Origin of the sequence: Escherichia whittamii, assembly GCF_014836715.1 — a bacterium.
In the GTDB taxonomy this organism is placed as follows: domain Bacteria; phylum Pseudomonadota; class Gammaproteobacteria; order Enterobacterales; family Enterobacteriaceae; genus Escherichia; species Escherichia whittamii.
Map to the genome: position 1 here is coordinate 126,447 of NZ_JACSQI010000001.1, position 17,136 is coordinate 143,582.

The 17,136-nt window shown below is 52.1% G+C and carries 16 protein-coding genes; 1 reads left to right on the top strand and 15 read right to left on the bottom strand.

The window, feature by feature from the left end; translation table 11 throughout:
* Nucleotides 1-44 precede the first annotated feature (44 nt).
* The 15 genes from murG to leuO form a co-directional block, all read right to left on the bottom strand.
* The gene (gene murG, locus H9644_RS00580; protein ID WP_064525184.1) at nt 45-1,112 is read right to left on the bottom strand and encodes an undecaprenyldiphospho-muramoylpentapeptide beta-N-acetylglucosaminyltransferase; all 1,068 of its coding nucleotides are present in this window, start codon (nt 1,110-1,112) and stop codon (nt 45-47) included.
* Entirely contained in the window at nt 1,109-2,353 is a 1,245-nt protein-coding gene (ftsW, locus tag H9644_RS00585) for a cell division protein FtsW (RefSeq protein ID WP_010345404.1), read from the bottom strand. The genes murG and ftsW overlap by 4 nt, the downstream gene beginning before the upstream one ends.
* Nucleotides 2,353-3,669 (bottom strand): UDP-N-acetylmuramoyl-L-alanine--D-glutamate ligase, encoded by a 1,317-nt coding sequence (gene murD, locus H9644_RS00590; RefSeq protein ID WP_191772691.1) that lies wholly within the window; start codon nt 3,667-3,669, stop codon nt 2,353-2,355. Before murD ends, ftsW begins: the two co-directional genes overlap by 1 nt.
* A 2-nt stretch (nt 3,670-3,671) precedes the next feature.
* Nucleotides 3,672-4,754: a phospho-N-acetylmuramoyl-pentapeptide-transferase gene (gene mraY / locus H9644_RS00595; protein ID WP_000964124.1), complete on the bottom strand. Its 1,083-nt coding sequence runs from the start codon at nt 4,752-4,754 to the stop codon at nt 3,672-3,674.
* Nucleotides 4,748-6,106: a UDP-N-acetylmuramoyl-tripeptide--D-alanyl-D-alanine ligase gene (gene murF / locus H9644_RS00600; protein WP_064525194.1), complete on the bottom strand. Its 1,359-nt coding sequence runs from the start codon at nt 6,104-6,106 to the stop codon at nt 4,748-4,750. Before murF ends, mraY begins: the two co-directional genes overlap by 7 nt.
* Complete coding sequence (gene murE / locus H9644_RS00605; protein ID WP_191772693.1) at nt 6,103-7,590, bottom strand: UDP-N-acetylmuramoyl-L-alanyl-D-glutamate--2,6-diaminopimelate ligase; 1,488 nt, start codon at nt 7,588-7,590, stop codon at nt 6,103-6,105. Before murE ends, murF begins: the two co-directional genes overlap by 4 nt.
* Nucleotides 7,577-9,343, bottom strand: coding sequence for a peptidoglycan glycosyltransferase FtsI (gene ftsI / locus H9644_RS00610; protein ID WP_064525201.1), 1,767 nt, complete (start codon nt 9,341-9,343; stop codon nt 7,577-7,579). Before ftsI ends, murE begins: the two co-directional genes overlap by 14 nt.
* 15 nt (nt 9,344-9,358) lie before the next feature.
* On the bottom strand, nt 9,359-9,724 hold the full coding sequence (ftsL, locus tag H9644_RS00615; RefSeq protein WP_000625658.1) for a cell division protein FtsL: 366 nt from the start codon (nt 9,722-9,724) through the stop codon (nt 9,359-9,361).
* Nucleotides 9,721-10,662 (bottom strand): 16S rRNA (cytosine(1402)-N(4))-methyltransferase RsmH, encoded by a 942-nt coding sequence (gene rsmH / locus H9644_RS00620; protein WP_064525204.1) that lies wholly within the window; start codon nt 10,660-10,662, stop codon nt 9,721-9,723. The genes ftsL and rsmH overlap by 4 nt, the downstream gene beginning before the upstream one ends.
* A 1-nt stretch (nt 10,663) precedes the next feature.
* A complete protein-coding gene (gene mraZ, locus H9644_RS00625; RefSeq protein ID WP_064525207.1) occupies nt 10,664-11,122 on the bottom strand; it encodes a division/cell wall cluster transcriptional repressor MraZ in 459 nt (152 codons plus the stop codon).
* A 600-nt stretch (nt 11,123-11,722) separates the two neighbouring features.
* The gene (gene cra, locus H9644_RS00630; protein WP_064525210.1) at nt 11,723-12,727 is read right to left on the bottom strand and encodes a catabolite repressor/activator; all 1,005 of its coding nucleotides are present in this window, start codon (nt 12,725-12,727) and stop codon (nt 11,723-11,725) included.
* Nucleotides 12,728-12,808: 81 nt separating this feature from the next.
* On the bottom strand, nt 12,809-12,895 hold the full coding sequence (locus H9644_RS00635; protein WP_064525414.1) for a hypothetical protein: 87 nt from the start codon (nt 12,893-12,895) through the stop codon (nt 12,809-12,811).
* An 11-nt stretch (nt 12,896-12,906) separates the two neighbouring features.
* The gene (gene ilvN / locus H9644_RS00640; RefSeq protein WP_010355142.1) at nt 12,907-13,398 is read right to left on the bottom strand and encodes an acetolactate synthase small subunit; all 492 of its coding nucleotides are present in this window, start codon (nt 13,396-13,398) and stop codon (nt 12,907-12,909) included.
* Between the two features lie 2 nt (nt 13,399-13,400).
* Entirely contained in the window at nt 13,401-15,125 is a 1,725-nt protein-coding gene (gene ilvI, locus H9644_RS00645; RefSeq protein ID WP_064525213.1) for an acetolactate synthase 3 large subunit, read from the bottom strand.
* Between the two features lie 316 nt (nt 15,126-15,441).
* Nucleotides 15,442-16,386: a transcriptional regulator LeuO gene (leuO, locus tag H9644_RS00650; RefSeq protein ID WP_064525214.1), complete on the bottom strand. Its 945-nt coding sequence runs from the start codon at nt 16,384-16,386 to the stop codon at nt 15,442-15,444.
* Nucleotides 16,387-17,043: 657 nt separating this feature from the next.
* Between leuO and leuL the strand changes: the two genes are divergently transcribed.
* Nucleotides 17,044-17,130 carry a leu operon leader peptide gene (leuL, locus tag H9644_RS00655; RefSeq protein WP_001300467.1) on the top strand — a complete coding sequence of 29 codons (87 nt, stop codon included), beginning with the start codon at nt 17,044-17,046 and terminating at the stop codon, nt 17,128-17,130.
* Nucleotides 17,131-17,136: the final 6 nt, after the last annotated feature.

A 17,136-nucleotide genomic window follows, 5' to 3' on the forward strand; every position in this document is an offset into this window, starting at 1 on the left:
CATTAACTTCTCAAATTCATACGATGCAAAAGGCATCGCTACAATTACGCCCGGGCAGCCCGGCTCACTTCATTTGCCACTCGCTCGGTGGCATCCGGAATGGATGCAGCTCGGGCGCGTTCTGCCATGGTTAATAAGGTTTCTCGCGGCCACCCGGCCAGGGTGTTGGCGACGGCATCCACAGTAAGCTGCGGCTGCTCGATAATTTTGGCTGCGCCCGCTTTTTCCAGCGGCAGCGCATTCCAGTACTGCTGGCGGTCTTTATGTTGAAACGGCACAAACAACGCCGGTAGCCCTGCCGCAGCGATTTCACTCACCGTCAACGCGCCGGAGCGGCAAACGACGACATCCGCCCACGCATAGGCCGCCGCCATATCATCAATAAATTCCGTCACTTTATGCTGCGGTTGACCCGCTTCGGCATAAGCCTGTTCAACGGTTTGTTGCGAACCTTTGCCGCTCTGATGCCAGATGGTTACTGAATCGCCCAGTTTTGCTGCAACCTGCGGCATTGTCTGGTTAAGGATGCGCGCCCCCTGGGAACCACCTACAACCAGAACGCGAATCGGACCTTCACGACCAACCATACGCTGCTGTGGCAATGGCAGCGCCAGCACATCAGTACGCACCGGGTTACCAACAACTTCGGCATCAGGGAAAGCCCCCGGAAACGCCTGCATCACTTTGGTAGCAATTTTCGCCAGCCATTTATTGGTCAAGCCTGCAATGCCGTTTTGTTCGTGAAGTACGACCGGAATGCCCAACGACCATGCCGCCAAACCACCTGGCCCGGAAACATAGCCGCCCATGCCGAGCACCACATCGGGCTTGTAAGCTTTCATAATCGCCCGCGCCTGACGCCAGGCGTTAAAGATCCGCAGCGGAGCCGCGAGCAACGCTTTGATACCCTTGCCGCGCAGACCAGAAATACGAATAAAGTCGATCTCGATACCGTGCTTCGGCACTAAGTCCGCTTCCATACGATCGGCAGTACCCAGCCAGCGAACTTGCCACCCCTGGGCCATTAAATGGTGCGCAACAGCCAGTCCAGGGAACACGTGTCCGCCTGTACCACCTGCCATCACCATTAATCGCTTCCCTTTACCACTCATCGAGAACCTCGTACAAACGCCTGCGCTTTCTCCAGACGTGTTTCATAATCAATACGTAACAGCATCATGATAGCTGTCGACATAATCAGTAAGCTCGAACCACCGTAACTTATCAGCGGTAATGTCAGGCCTTTGGTTGGCAACATCCCCGCCGCCGCGCCTACGTTAACCAGTGCCTGGAAGCTAAACCAGATACCAATTGAACAGGCGAGAAAACCGGAAAAACGGTGGTCAATTTCTAACGCTTTACGGCCAATCGACATTGCGCGAAAAGCGACGAAGAATACCATTAAAAGCGCCAGCACCACACCGATATACCCCAGTTCTTCGCCGATAATGGCGAAAATGAAGTCAGTGTGCGCTTCTGGCAGATACTCTAGTTTTTGTACCGAATTGCCTAAACCTTGCCCCCACAGCTCGCCACGACCAAACGCCATCAATGATTGCGTTAACTGATAGCCGCTACCGAAGGGATCTTCCCACGGGTTCCAGAACGCAGTAACACGGCGGATACGGTACGGTTCGGCGAGGATCAGCAGCACAACCGCTGAAATCCCCATGCCGATAATGGCAATGAACTGCCACAATTTTGCCCCTGCCAGGAACAGCATCGCCAGAGTAGTCACAAACAACACCACTACCGTACCAAGGTCTGGCTGTGCCAGCAGTAAGACCGCCAGCACCAGAATCACGCCCATCGGTTTCAGGAAGCCGCGCAGGTTATTACGTACTTCGTCGCCTTTGCGCACCAGATAGTTGGCGATGTAACAAAACAGCGACAGCTTGGTCAGCTCCGCAGGCTGAATACGCAGCAGGCCGAGATCGATCCAACGTGATGCCCCTTTAACTGAGCTACCTACCACCAGCACGATCATCAGCAGGATGATTGATCCAAGCAGCATCGTGGCGCTGTAACGTTGCCAGAACTCCATCGGCAGACGCAGTGTAATGATCGCCAGAATGAACGCCAGGATCAGATAAACGCCATCACGCTTCGCGAAGAAAAATGGATCGTTGGTTAAGCGCTGCCCAATCGGCATTGACGCCGAAGTCACCATGATAAAGCCGATCGCCGCGAGGCCGAAGGTCAGCCACAGCAAGGTGCGATCGTACATGATCAGGCTGTCGGTATCTTTTTCCCGCGAGCCCATCACCCAGCCCTTTAGCGCCGTAGAGATCCAGACCAGGATACTGAATCCCGGCAGGCGCGGCATTTTCAGGCGAGGGAGAGATAAACGCATCAACCTAACTCCTTCGCCAGACGGGCGAACTCATTGCCCCGTTGTTCAAAGTTCTTGAACTGATCGAGGCTGGCACAGGCTGGTGACAACAGCACCATATCTCCTGGCTGCACGCGTGGCGCCAGCAAACGCATCGCCTGCTCCATGGTTTCGGTTTGCTCTGCCACTTCCGGGCGCAGCGCCGCTAACTGTGCGCCATCACGGCCAAAACAGTATAAACGCACGTTGTCGCCATTCAGATAGCGCGCCAGTGGACTGAAGTCCGCCGATTTGCCATCACCGCCCAGCAACAAATGCAGCGTACCGTCTACCTGCAAGCCGTTCAGCGCCGCTTCTGTACTCCCGACGTTGGTGGCTTTCGAATCGTTAATCCAGCGCACACCGTTGTGCTCCAGCACCACTTCAAAACGATGCGGCAGACCGGTGAACGTGGTTAACGCTTTCAGGCTGCTGGCGCGCGGTAAACCTGCGGCATCAGCCAGCGCCAGCGCCGCCAGCGCATTGGTATAGTTATGTTGCCCGGAAAGTTTCATCTCTTTCACGTTCAACACTTTCTCGCCTTTCACCCGCAGCCAGGTTTCGCCCTGCTGATGATTCAGGTGATAGTCACCCATGTTGACGCCAAAGCTGACGCAGCGTTCATCCGCACCGCGAATCGGCATCGTTAAGGCATCATCGGCATTGACGACACAAACTTTCGCATTTTCGTAAATGCGCAGTTTTGCCGCACGATATTGCTGCAATCCAAACGGATATCTGTCCATATGATCTTCGGTCACGTTCAGAATGCTCGCCGCCACCGCCTGTAAGCTGGAGGTGGTTTCCAGCTGGAAGCTCGACAGTTCCAGCACGTACAGTTCACACTCAGCATCCAGCAACATCAACGCTGGCAGGCCAATGTTGCCACCCACGCCGACGTTAACACCTGCCGCTTTTGCCATTTCGCCCACTAAGGTGGTGACGGTGCTTTTGCCATTAGAACCGGTGATCGCCACAATCGGTGCCTGCGCTTCGCGGCAGAACAGTTCGATATCGCCAACAATTTCAATTCCGGCATCGGCAGCGGCGCTTAACGATGGATGCGCCAGCGCAATGCCGGGACTGGCGACGATCAGATCGGCTGCCATCAGCCACTCGTCATTAAGACCGCCAGTGTGACGTTCCACCGTTTCGGGTAATTTATCCAGGCCAGGCGGTGTCATACGTGTATCCATAACGCGCGGCGTCACGCCACGAGCAAGGAAAAAGTCCACGCAGGAAAGCCCGGTGAGGCCCAGGCCGATAATAACGACATTTTTACCCTGGTAATCAGCCATGATTAACGTACCTTCAGCGTTGCCAGACCAATCAGGACCAGCATCAGCGAAATAATCCAGAAGCGCACAATGACGCGCGGTTCCGGCCAACCTTTCAGTTCATAGTGGTGATGAATCGGCGCCATGCGGAAAATACGTTGCCCGCGCAGTTTAAAGGAGCCGACCTGCAAAATAACCGACAGGGTTTCAACCACAAACACACCGCCCATAATCACCAACAGGAATTCCTGACGCAGCAGCACAGCGATAATGCCCAGCGCGCCGCCTAATGCCAGCGAACCGACATCACCCATAAAGACCTGCGCCGGATAGGTGTTAAACCACAGGAAGCCCAGCCCTGCCCCGACTATCGCGGTACAGACAATAACCAGTTCCCCGGCGTGCCGCAGATACGGTATATGCAAGTAGCTGGCAAAGTTCATGTTGCCGGTTGCCCACGCCACCAGCGCAAAACCACCAGCGACAAATACGGTCGGCATAATCGCCAGTCCGTCGAGGCCATCGGTCAGGTTTACCGCGTTGCCGGTACCCACAATGACAAAGTAAGCCAGCAGGATGTAGAACAGCCCCAGTTGCGGCATCACATCTTTAAAGAACGGCACCACCAGTTGTGTTGCTGGTGTGTCTTTCCCGACAAGATACAGTGCAAAAGCCACCCCCAGCGCGATCACCGACATCCAGAAATACTTCCAGCGCGCAATCAGACCCTTGGTGTCTTTACGCACCACTTTGCGATAGTCGTCGACAAAACCAATGATGCCGTACCCCACCAGCACTACGAGTACGCACCAGACGTACGGGTTGGAAGGGTAAGCCCACAGCAGTACGGAGATCACAATCGCCGTCAGGATCATTATCCCACCCATGGTCGGCGTACCGCGCTTACTGAAGTGCGATTCCGGGCCATCGTTACGAACCACCTGACCAAAGGAGAGTTTTTGCAAATGGGCAATCATACGCGGGCCCATCCACAATGAGATGAACAGCGCGGTCAGCAGGCTGACGATGGCGCGAAACGTCAGATAGGAAAAGACGTTAAAGCCGGAATAATATTTGACCAAATGTTCGGCCAGCCAAACTAGCATGTCCCATTCTCCTGTAAAGCGCGTACCACCTCTTCCATGGCGGCACTACGTGAACCCTTAACTAAAATCGTAATCACCTGTTGCTCTGCAATCAGTGATTTAAGACGCGCAATAAGCGCAGTTTTATCAGCAAAATGTTCGCCAACGCCGCTGGCGGTACTAATGGCATGGCTTTGTTTACCCACGCTTAACACGCGGTCAATACCAGCCGCCTTCGCCGCTTCGCCTACCTGTACATGGCAGGCTTCGCTTTCAGCGCCCAGTTCCGCCATATCGCCAACCACCAGTACACGGTAGCCAGGCATCTCAGCCAGAACCTGTACAGCGGCGGTCATTGAACCGACATTGGCGTTGTAGGAGTCGTCGAGCAGCAACTGGTTTTCCGCCAGTTGAATCGGGAACAGACGCCCGGGAACGGCTTTCAGATTCGCCAGCCCCGCTTTGATAGCATCAAGCGTTGCGCCCACGGACATGGAGAGCGCCGCAGCTGCCAGCGCATTAGCAATATTGTGACGCCCCGGCAACGGTAGCAGAACATCTACGCTACCCGTTGGGGTTTGCAGCGTAAATTCAGTGCCGTGCGAGGTCACATGGACATTGGTGGCAGTAAAGTCGCTGTTGGCGGCATTCGGTGAGAAGCGCCACACTTTGCGTGAGCCAATCACGCTTTGCCAGTTCAACCAGTCGTTGTTGTCAGCGTTCATAATGGCGATACCGTTTTCCGGCAGGCCGGTAAAGATTTCGCCTTTCGCTTTCGCAACACCCGCAAGCGAGCCGAAACCTTCCAGATGTGCCGCCGCCAGGTTGTTGACCAGCGCCGCTTCCGGGCGGGTCAGGCTAACGGTCCAGGCAATTTCGCCCTGATGGTTAGCGCCAAGCTCAATTACCGCGTAATCGTATTCTGGCGTTAAGCGCAACAGCGTCATTGGCACGCCGATGTCGTTGTTGAGATTGCCTGCGGTATAAAGCGTATTACCGCACTGGCTCAAAATCGCCGCAGTCATCTCTTTAACGGAGGTTTTACCGGAGGAACCGGTCAGAGCAACCACACGAGCCGGAACTTGCTGGCGAACCCATGCAGCCAGTTCACCAAATGCCAGGCGCGTGTCTTTAACGATTAACTGAGGCAGGTCGATGTCCAGCGGACGGCTGACCAATAGAGCGCCCGCGCCGCCAGCTTTTGCCTGGTCGGCAAAGTCATGGGCATCGAAACGTTCGCCTTTCAGGGCGACAAACAGACAGCCTGGCGTCAGTTTCCGCGTGTCAGTCGTTACGGCATCCAGGGTGACGTCAGCCCCTTTTAGTTCACCGTTGAGAATATCGGTAAGTTGGCTAAGGGTTACGCTAATCATGCGATCACCCCCAGCAGACGCGCCACCGTGACACGATCGGAGTAGTCCAGACGCTGGTTGCCAACAATCTGGTAATCTTCATGGCCTTTACCTGCGACCAGCACCACATCATTCTCTTTAGCCTGCATAACGGCGCAAGTCACCGCTTCGGCGCGGCCTTCCATCACTTTGGCATGTCCGGCGTCTAACATTCCCGCCAGAATATCGTTGATGATGGCACGCGGTTCTTCAGTACGCGGGTTGTCATCCGTTACCACCGCCACGTCGGCAAACTCTTCAGCAATCGCCCCCATCAGTGGACGCTTACCTTTATCACGATCGCCGCCGCAGCCGAAGACGCACCACAGCTTGCCCGCACAGTGCAGACGCGCCGCCTGCAAGGCTTTTTCCAGTGCATCCGGGGTGTGAGCATAATCCACAACCACCGTCGGTTTGCCCGGTGCAGTGAACACTTCCATACGTCCGCAAACCGGTTGCAGACGCGCGGCGGTTTTCAGCAGATCAGCCAGCGGATACCCCAGTGCCAGCAGCGTCGCCAGCGCTAACAGTAAGTTACTGACGTTGAATGCCCCCATCAGGCGGCTTTCAATTTCGCCATCGCCCCAGCTTGAGCTAAAGCGAATGGTTGCGCCGCTGTCGTGATAGTTCACTTCGGTCGCTTTCAACCAGCGGCCATGAGAGTTCAGGTTGATATGGTCTTCCATCGACACCGCAACTGCATCCGGCAGTTTTGCCAGCCAGCGACGGCCCACTTCGTCATCGGCGTTGACTATCGCCTGACCGCTGTGATGTTCGGAGTAAAGCAGCCATTTTGCGGCTTCGTAATGTTCCATATCACCATGATAATCAAGGTGATCGCGGCTTAAGTTGGTAAAGACTGACGCCGCAAATTTCAATGCCGCCACACGGTGCTGTACCAGCCCGTGGGAGGAAACTTCCATTGCGCAAAAAGTCGCACCCTGATCCACCAGCCCCGCCAGCTCATGCTGAACGTCGACTGCCGAACCGGTCGTGTTTTCCGTTGGAATAACTTTACCCAGCAGGCCGTTACCTACGGTACCCATCACTGCACTGGTTTCGCCAAGAAGTTGGCTCCACTGCGCCAGCAGCTGAGTAGTGGTTGTTTTGCCGTTGGTACCCGTTACGCCCACGAGACGTAAATTGTCAGAGGGTTCATGGTAAAAGCGGCCCGCCAGCGCTGATAAACGCTCATTGAGCTGGCTGAGATAGATGACCGGTACACCGTGCATTTCACGGATTTCACCGTCGGTCGCCTCATCTTTTGCCTCTGCAATAATGGCAGCCACACCTTGCGCTATCGCCTGCGGGATATATCGACGCCCGTCCGCCTGATGACCTACTACAGCTACAAAAAGATCGCCCGACGCAGCCACACGGCTGTCGAGTGTCATCTCTCGCAGTGCTCGCGAAGGTGCGTTTGGCACCCACGGAGCAAGAAGGTCGCGCAAATTACGATCTGCCACCTGTCCCCTCGCCTTGATTAATCACAAATTCGTTTTTATCACCCGTTGTCAGCGCATCCGGCTCGATGTTCATGGTGCGCAATACGCCGCCCATGATGGCACCAAAGACCGGCGCGGAAACGGCGCCGCCGTAGTATTTACCCGCCTGCGGATCGTTGATAACAACAACCAGCGCGAAGCGCGGCTGACTCGCAGGCGCTACGCCTGCGGTATAAGCAATATATTTATTGATGTAGCGACCGTCCGGCCCGACCTTTTTCGCGGTGCCGGTTTTAATGGCGATACGATAGCCTTTAATCGCCGCCTTCACGCCACCGCCGCCCGGTAGCGCCACGCTTTCCATCATATGCACCACGGTGCGGACAATGGATTCCGGGAAAACACGTTCACCGGGAACCGGGGGGTCAACTTTGGTAATCGACAGCGGACGATAAATGCCGTAGCTGCCGATAGTTGCGTAGACTCGCGCTAACTGTAACGGTGTTACCATTAGCCCGTAGCCGAAAGAGAAGGTGGCCCTCTCTATGTCAGACCACCGTTGTTTTTGAGGATATAAGCCACTGCGTTCTCCGACCAACCCCAAATTGGTCGCTTTTCCCAGTCCAAAACGTGAGTAAGTATCTACTAACGCTGAGGACGGCATCGCTAACGCCAGCTTGGAAACACCGACGTTACTCGACTTCTGTAATACCCCGGTCAGGGTTAATTCGCTATAGCGCGCCACGTCTTTAATTTCGTGGCCGTTAATTCGATAAGGAACGGTATTCAGCACCGAGTTTTCCCGCACCACACCACGTTGCAACGCGGTCATCACCACCATCGGTTTGACAGTAGAGCCCGGTTCAAACACGTCGGTAATGGTACGGTTACGCATCGCCTCTTTTGGCGTGCCACTCAGATTGTTGGGGTTGTAAGACGGGCTATTGGCCATCGCCAGCACTTCGCCGGTGTTGACATCCACCAGCACGGCGCTGCCGGATTCAGCCTTGTTAAAGGCCACGGCGTTGTTCAGTTCGCGATAAACCAGCGCCTGCAGGCGTTCATCAATACTCAACGCCAGGTTGTGCGCCGCCTGGCTGTCGGTAGAAGAAATATCTTCAATTACGCGACCGTAACGGTCTTTACGCACAATACGTTCACCCGGTTGCCCGGTAAGCCATTTATCAAAACTTTTCTCGACGCCCTCAATCCCCTGGCTATCGACGTTGGTAAAGCCAATGAGGTGAGCGGTCACTTCGCCAGACGGATAGTAACGACGAGATTCTTCACGCAGATGAATCCCCGGCAGTTTCAGTTTTTTGATGTAGTCTGCCATGTCAGGGTTAACCTGACGTGCCAGATAGATAAAACGTCCTTTCGGGTTGGCGTTAATGCGGGCGGAAAGTTGATCCAGCGGAATATTGAGCGCGTTAGCCAGCGCCTTCCAGCGGTCACCGACGCTAATGCCGCCGGCTTCATGCACTTCTTTCGGGTCAGCCCAGATCGCTTTTACCGGCACACTCACTGCTAACGGGCGACCAGAACGGTCGGTAATCATGCCGCGGGAGGTGGAGACTTGCTGAACGCGAAGAGAGCGCATGTCGCCCTCTTTCACCAGCATATCCGGGGAGATTACCTGCAACCAGGCAACGCGCCCCAGCAGGAAAGCCAGTGCCAATAAAATACAGCCGCATAACAACGCAAAACGCCAACTGATAAAGTTGGCATGTTCTTCCTGACGTTTTGGTTTCTGCGTTTTCGCCGCTGCTTTCATGCGTCGCGTTTATCCTTATTTTTGCACTACGATATTTTCTTGTGATGGATCAACATGCTGCATTTGCAGCTTCTCTGTGGCGATCCTTTCCACCCGGCTATGGTCGCCGAGCGCATTCTCTTCAAGAATGAGGTTGCGCCATTCAATGTCTAAAGCGTCTCGCTCCAGCACCAGTTGTTCGCGCTGTGCGGTCAGCAAACGGGTATGGTGCGCCGTGGTCACCACCGTCACCGCCGTCAAAATAATGCAAATGAACAGGCAGAGCGGCAGCTTCCCAAACCGCAAAAGATCGTCACCGATAACGCCAGGCAAGGCATGGCGCTCGTGGCTTCCCATCGATCCTTTAACTTTGCTTAGGGCTTCTGTCACTCTGCTGATCATGCGTTCGTCCTCTCTGCAATACGCAGAACTGAACTACGGGCACGAGGGTTCTCTGCCACCTCTTCTTCGCCCGGCATCAACTTACCTAGTGCTCGCAACTGACGGCCACCCAGTTTTTTGAGCTGCTCTTCAGTCATCGGTAATCCTGCCGGAACTTGTGGACCGCGACTGTTTTCACGCATAAAGCGTTTCACAATACGATCTTCCAGCGAATGAAAACTGATGATCGAAAGCCGCCCGCCTGGGGCCAGCACGTTAAGCGAGCTTTTTAGCGCCTGCTCTATCTCCTCCAGTTCACTGTTCACCCAAATGCGCACCGCCTGGAAGGTACGGGTCGCGGGATGTTTGAATTTGTCTTTCACCGGCGTTGCCGCAGCCACCACTTCCGCCAGTTCTTTAGTGCGGGTCATTGGCTGCTCACGGTTACGTTCGACGATGGCGCGCGCAATACGTTTAGCAAAACGCTCTTCGCCATACGTTTTTAATACCCAGGCAATATCGGACTCTTCCGCGGTTTGTAGCCATTCGGCGGCGGACTGGCCGCGCGTCGGGTCCATACGCATGTCCAACGGGCCATCGCGCATAAAAGAAAAACCGCGTTCAGCATCATCGAGTTGCGGTGAAGAGACGCCAAGATCGAGCAGAATGCCGTCGATCTTGCCGATAAGATCGCGCTCGGCGACATATTCGCCCAGCGCAGAGAAAGGTCCATGAATGATGGAGAAGCGCGGATCATCAATAGTCTTCGCGACGGCAATAGCCTGCGGGTCGCGATCGATTGCCAGCAAGCGTCCCGTTTCGCCAAGTTGCGAAAGAATCAGACGTGAGTGACCACCGCGACCAAAAGTTCCATCAATGTAGATACCGTCAGGACGGATATTGAGGCCATTTACGGCTTCGTCCAGCAGTACCGTGGTATGTTTATAGTTTTCCATCATTTTATAGAGACAAGTCCTGCAGTCGCTCCGACAAGTTTTCGGTAACAGACTGTTCAGCGTCGATATCTTCCCTGACCTGTTGATGCCAGGTCGTTTCATCCCACAGTTCGAACTTATTGAACTGCCCGACCAACATCACTTCTTTCGTCAGCCCGGCATGCTGCCGCAACACAGGGGCGATTAATAATCGACCTGCGCTATCCAGCTGACACTCACTGGCATGCCCTAACAGAAGACGTTGAACACGACGTTCAACAGGGTTCATGCTCGAAAGACGCGATAATTTGTGCTCGATAATTTCCCATTCAGGAAGGGGGTAAAGCAGCAGGCACGGGTGATGAATGTCAATGGTACACACCATTTGACCGGCAGCACTCCCGAGCAGTTCTTCCCGATAACGGGTAGGCACCGATAAGCGCCCTTTACTGTCGAGATTGACTAACGTTGCTCCCCGGAACATGCCAGTCTCCCCCCGATTACCACTTTATCCCACAAATTCCCACTAAAAGGAGTTTACGGAGCGGAGGAAAAGCTTGTCAAGCCAGGAACATTCCTTACCGAAGCAAAAAACCCAATGTTTACGGCTAATATCTGCATTGTTTAAAAATCGCACAACAAACGAAGCAAATTAACGTCATGAATAGTTGTAAGAAAAAATCCCATTCATCATTACCGTTTTAAAAACGACTCAATTTTCCTTAATGGAAATATAAAGTGTCAGTTTGCGACGCGAGCGGCATTTTAGGACATATCTCCCCCGGATAACAGTCCCTGTTGCACGTGCGCCATGCCTGATGCCAGCGACTTTGGACAAAAGTTTAGAAAAGTGTTTGTTTAATCGGCAATTGCCGATTTGCTTGTAACAAAATAATGCAATTGCAATCTACCGTTACGACTTAATTATCATTCAGCGCAGCGATTGGAGTTAATTGGCGGGATATTCAGGAGGGCTTATGGATAATTGTCCAGAATAGTCTTATTTACATTATGGATATCGATGTCCAATTACGTACTCAATGCGCCAGAGGTAAAATCCACTGGCGCATCTTTTTCGTAATGTTTATCTGCGGCTTAGTACACCACGACGATAGAGATTACGTTTAATGCGTGTTAAGCCTGGTTTTGGTTTGCGCGGCTCGTCCAGACTGGCGAGCACAATCTCCAGTACGCGTTCCGCAACGTCGCGATGACGCTGGGCTACCGCCAAGACCGGACACTGTAAGAAGTCGAGCAATTCGTTGTCGCCAAAGGTCGCAATTGCCAAATCAGAAGGCAATTTGCCATCGCGGCGCAGCGTGACATCCATAACTCCTTGCAACAACGCAAATGAGGTGGTGAACAGCGCCTGCGGCATCGGATGCGTTTCCAGCCATTTTTCGAACAACTGGGCAGCGGTTTCCCGCTCATAACTGTTGGCGTAAAGGAAATGCACTTCGCGCGGATCATCTTTCCAGGCGGTACGGAAGCCCTGCTCGCGCAGGAAGCTGACAGAAAGCTCCGGCAACGCACCAAGATAAAGCACCGTCTCGGCAGGAAACTTACGTAACTCTTCGGCCAGCATTTCTGCATCATCCTGGTCGGCACCAACAACGCTGGTGAAGTGTTCACGATCGAGGGCACGGTCCAGCGCGACTATCGGGAACGGGTCGTTAGCCCAGCGTTGATAAAAAGGATGCTCCGGCGGCAGCGACGTCGAAACAATGATGGCATCGACCTGACGCTGCAAAAGATGCTCAATACAGCGCATTTCGTTGTCTGGCTGATCTTCGGAACACGCGATCAGTAGTTGATAACCACGTTGTCGCGCCTGACGTTCAAGATAATTAGCGATACGGGTGTAACTTGTGTTCTCCAGATCGGGGATCACAAGGCCAATCGAACGTGTGCGTCCAGCACGAAGCCCAGCAGCCACGGCATTCGGGTGGTAATTGTGCTCACGCACCACTGCCATGACTTTTTCAACGGTTTTGTCGCTCACACGGTATTGCTTCGCTTTGCCGTTAATAACATAGCTTGCAGTGGTTCGCGACACTCCCGCCAGCCGAGCGATTTCATCCAGTTTCACAATTGCCCCTTGAGTAAAATGTAAAAACCATACCCATTGTACTGGCATGGGTTAAATTCATTAACATCTAAGCGCAGAAAATTAACTGCGGCAACTGCTTTTATTCCAGGTTCCCACTGAATTCGCAAAAAAAGCCCAACGTGAGATGTTGGGCTGTAAATTACGCATTGAGATCATTCTCAACGCATTATTTTATCGCCGCGCGAAAGTCCGACTACGCCGGAGCGAGCAACCTCCACAATTTTCGCCACATCGCGAATCGATGCTAAAAATGCATCAAGCTTATCGCTGGTTCCCGCCAATTGAACGGTATAAAGCGACGGCGTGACATCAATGATTTGCCCACGGAATATTTCCGTATTGCGCTTCACTTCGTCACGTCCGTAGCCACTGGCCTGAATTTTCACCAGCATGATTTCCCGCTCAACATGCGCCCCCTGCCCCAGTTCGCTAACGCGCAGCACATCGACCAGCTTGTGTAGTTGCTTTTCAATCTGCTCCAACACTTTTTCATCGCCCACGGTCTGGATAGTCATACGCGATAATGTCGGATCGTCGGTGGGCGCAACGGTCAGGCTTTCAATGTTATAGCCACGCTGGGCAAAAAGGCCGATCACACGGGATAACGCACCTGATTCATTTTCGAGTAAGACTGATAATATCCGGCGCATAATCAGGTTCTCTCCGTTTTGCTTAACCACATTTCATCCATTCCGCCGCCACGAATCTGCATCGGGTAGACGTGCTCGCTGCCATCAACGGTGACATCAACAAACACCAGGCGATTATTGCGTACCTGTTCCAGCGCCTCGCCAAGTTTACTTTCCAGCTCATCCGGGCGCGAAATCTGGATCCCAACATGGCCATAGGCTTCCGCCAGACGAACGAAATCTGGTAGCGACTGCATATAAGATTGTGAATGGCGGCCGGAGTAGATCATGTCCTGCCACTGTTTCACCATCCCCAGATAGCGGTTATTGAGATTTACCACCAGCACCGGCAGTTCGTACTGCAACGCCGTAGAAAGTTCCTGAATGTTCATTTGAATGCTGCCATCGCCCGTGACGCAGACCACGGTTTCCTCTGGCAAAGCCATTTTGACGCCCAGCGCCGCAGGCAAACCAAAGCCCATAGTGCCGAGACCACCGGAGTTGATCCAGCGGCGCGGTTTGTCGAAAGGATAATAAAGCGCAGCGAACATCTGGTGCTGCCCGACGTCGGACGTGACATATGCATCACCTTTCGTCAGCCGCCAGAGTGTCTCAATCACCGCTTGCGGTTTAATCTTTTCGCTCTGAGTGTCATATTTAAGGCACTGGCGAGCGCGCCACTGTTCAATCTGCTGCCACCAGTCACGGATGTCATCCAACGGTTGGTGAGCCGTTTCTTGTGCCAGCAGCTCCAGCATTTGATCCAGCACCAACCGCGCATCGCCAACGATCGGGATGTCGGCGGTAACGGTTTTTGAGATCGACGTAGGATCAATATCAATATGTAAAACCGTTGCATTCGGGCAGTACTTGGCCAGATTGTTAGTGGTGCGATCGTCAAAGCGCACGCCGACGGCAAAAATAACATCGGCATTATGCATGGTCATATTGGCTTCGTAGGTACCGTGCATTCCCAGCATCCCCAGCGCCTGACGATGCGTTGCCGGAAATGCCCCCAGCCCCATTAATGAAGAGACGACGGGAAGATTAAGTTGCTCAATAATCTGTTTGAGTTGTTGATGGCAACTCGCCGTCACTGCGCCGCCGCCAACGTAAACGACCGGTTTTTTCGCTGCCACCAGCGTCTGCAATGCGCGTTTAATCTGCCCCTTATGACCCAGTGTTGTCGGGTTATAAGAGCGCATACTGACCGACTCCGGCCAGACGTAGGGTAATTTGTTCGCCGGATTAAGAATATCTTTCGGTAAATCAACCACTACAGGCCCTGGACGACCACTTGCCGCCAGCCAGAATGCTTTTTTCAGCACCTGGGGAATGTCTTCCGTTTGCTTAACCAGGAAACTGTGTTTTACCACCGGGCGGGAAATTCCCACCATGTCGCACTCCTGAAAGGCGTCGTAGCCTATCAGCGAGGTCGCTACCTGACCGGAAAGGACAACCAATGGAATGGAGTCCATATAAGCAGTAGCGATACCGGTAATCGCGTTAGTCGCCCCAGGACCCGACGTCACCAACACGACCCCCACTTCCCCGGTTGCGCGTGCCAGGCCATCGGCCATATGCACCGCCGCTTGCTCATGACGAACCAATACGTGATCGATCCCCCCCACGGTATGCAATGCATCGTAAATATCAAGGACCGCGCCTCCGGGATAACCGAATACTTGTTTAACGCCCTGATCGATAAGCGATCGGACGACCATCTCGGCTCCAGACAACATCTCCATGGCCTGCCTCACTGTTTGGCGGAAAAATGTGTAAAACACATTAACCGTCCGATCTTGCTTAAGCAATTGGCAGGCAGAGTCACAAACGTGAAGAAATAAGAATAAACAGGAGGAAAGGAGAAAAGAAACGATAAAATACTCCAGAATAAAGGAGTAAATTGAGAATAAATTGGCTAAATTCGACTACTTACAGCAATTTCTCTATTTTTTAAATTATTCATGAAATCTGGCGAACATGCATTTAGAACAAAATTCTACATTTAATAAAAAAAGCAGAATAAACCAGAAAGGAATACCTGATTTATTCTGCTTATGTTTAACGTTTACATATAGAGACTAATTGCTCTTCCATCCACTGATGGCCTTTATCGCGCCCGGCAGCTTCATGCCAGGAGAGATAACAGGTTCTGCTATTCTGTTTTAATGGCAGCGGTAAGACCTGCAACTCTAAAGATTCAGCAAACTCCTCTGCCAACCAACGAGGTGCAATGGCAACCAGTTGCGTTTGAGAAACCACGCTAAGGACGCTCATCATTGCCATTCCCTGATAAGCAATACTCGCTTGTTTATCTACTGTGTCATACCACGGCTGACTAAATGAGGCGAAACGATCGAGCGAAACCGCCGCATGTTGCTCGTTATAAACATCATGTTTCAGTAATGGACCTTTGATATGCGGATGGTTCTTACTGGCTACCAGCACCATTTCATCTTTAAATAACGGCACACTGGTAAATTCAGGGCGGTGGAAATCTTCATAACTAATAACGAACTCCGTTTCCTGATAGCGCAACTGATGTTCGGTGTTCTGATTTAATGAAGACTTGAACATAACATGTATATTTGGCGCAATCTTCTCAATGTGATTATAAATCTGCGAGGTCAGAATGCTGTCTAACGGGCTGCAAACACAGAGATGGAATACCCGCTCGCTACTGGCAGGCTCAAAACCTGAACCTGGTAATTCGTTTTGCACTAATTGCAGCGCCTGACGCACAGAACCAAAAAGTTGAAATGCGCGAGCGGTCGGCTGGATACCACGGCCATAACGAACAAACAATTCGTCATTAAACATCACCTTCAGGCGTGCAACAGCGTTACTGACTGCAGGCTGTGACATTCCCAGAACATGCGCGGCACGAGTTATGTTCTGCTCCTGCATCACTGCATCAAAAACGGTTAATAAATTCAAATCGACCATACGCAGCTGTGGCTTGCTTAACTCTGCAATCTCTGGCTGTTCTGTTTTTACCTCTGACATACTTAACTCCACTGTCACACTTAACTCCCTTTCCCTTATTGGAATGCAGAGAAATAATCCTGAATAATATGATTTACCATGCATATAAAATAAGAAAAAGGAAAATGCGTAAAATTAGGAAAACATAAAGATACGGGTTCTGATAAAAACAGAATCCACTGCCGTACGGAGAGTTATTCACCACAGCATAATAATCCATAATGTTTTTGTTGCGTAAACAATCTAATCATAACTATCGCGAATACTCAATCATCCGCAAAATGGATTAAACGTGCTAATTTAATCATTGTTTTATATGTTTAATGCGTTAATTCTTAACATCAATTACATATTAATATTCAGCAGATAAATATAAAATATTCATAAAACGAATAACTCAAAACAAATCATCAGGATAAGAACGTTTTCGCCCACGCTTTACCCTCTTTTGGTTCGTTGATTAAATGCAATAATCTATGCGGAAATATGTCCATCTATGAAAAATGTATGTCGTTAAGCAGAAATTAATATCGACTGTTATAGATTACACAGCACAATTAGCTAATTTGGCACGAGAAAAATCACTGCTGAAAGGTCGCTTTTCTTACTACAGGGTTGACATCCGTTTTTGTATCCAGTAACTCTAAAAGCATATCGCATTCATCTGGAGCTGATTTAATGACTCACATCGTTCGCTTTATCGGTCTACTACTACTAAACGCATCTTCTTTGCGCGGTAGACGAGTGAGCGGCATCCAGCATTAAGCCAGC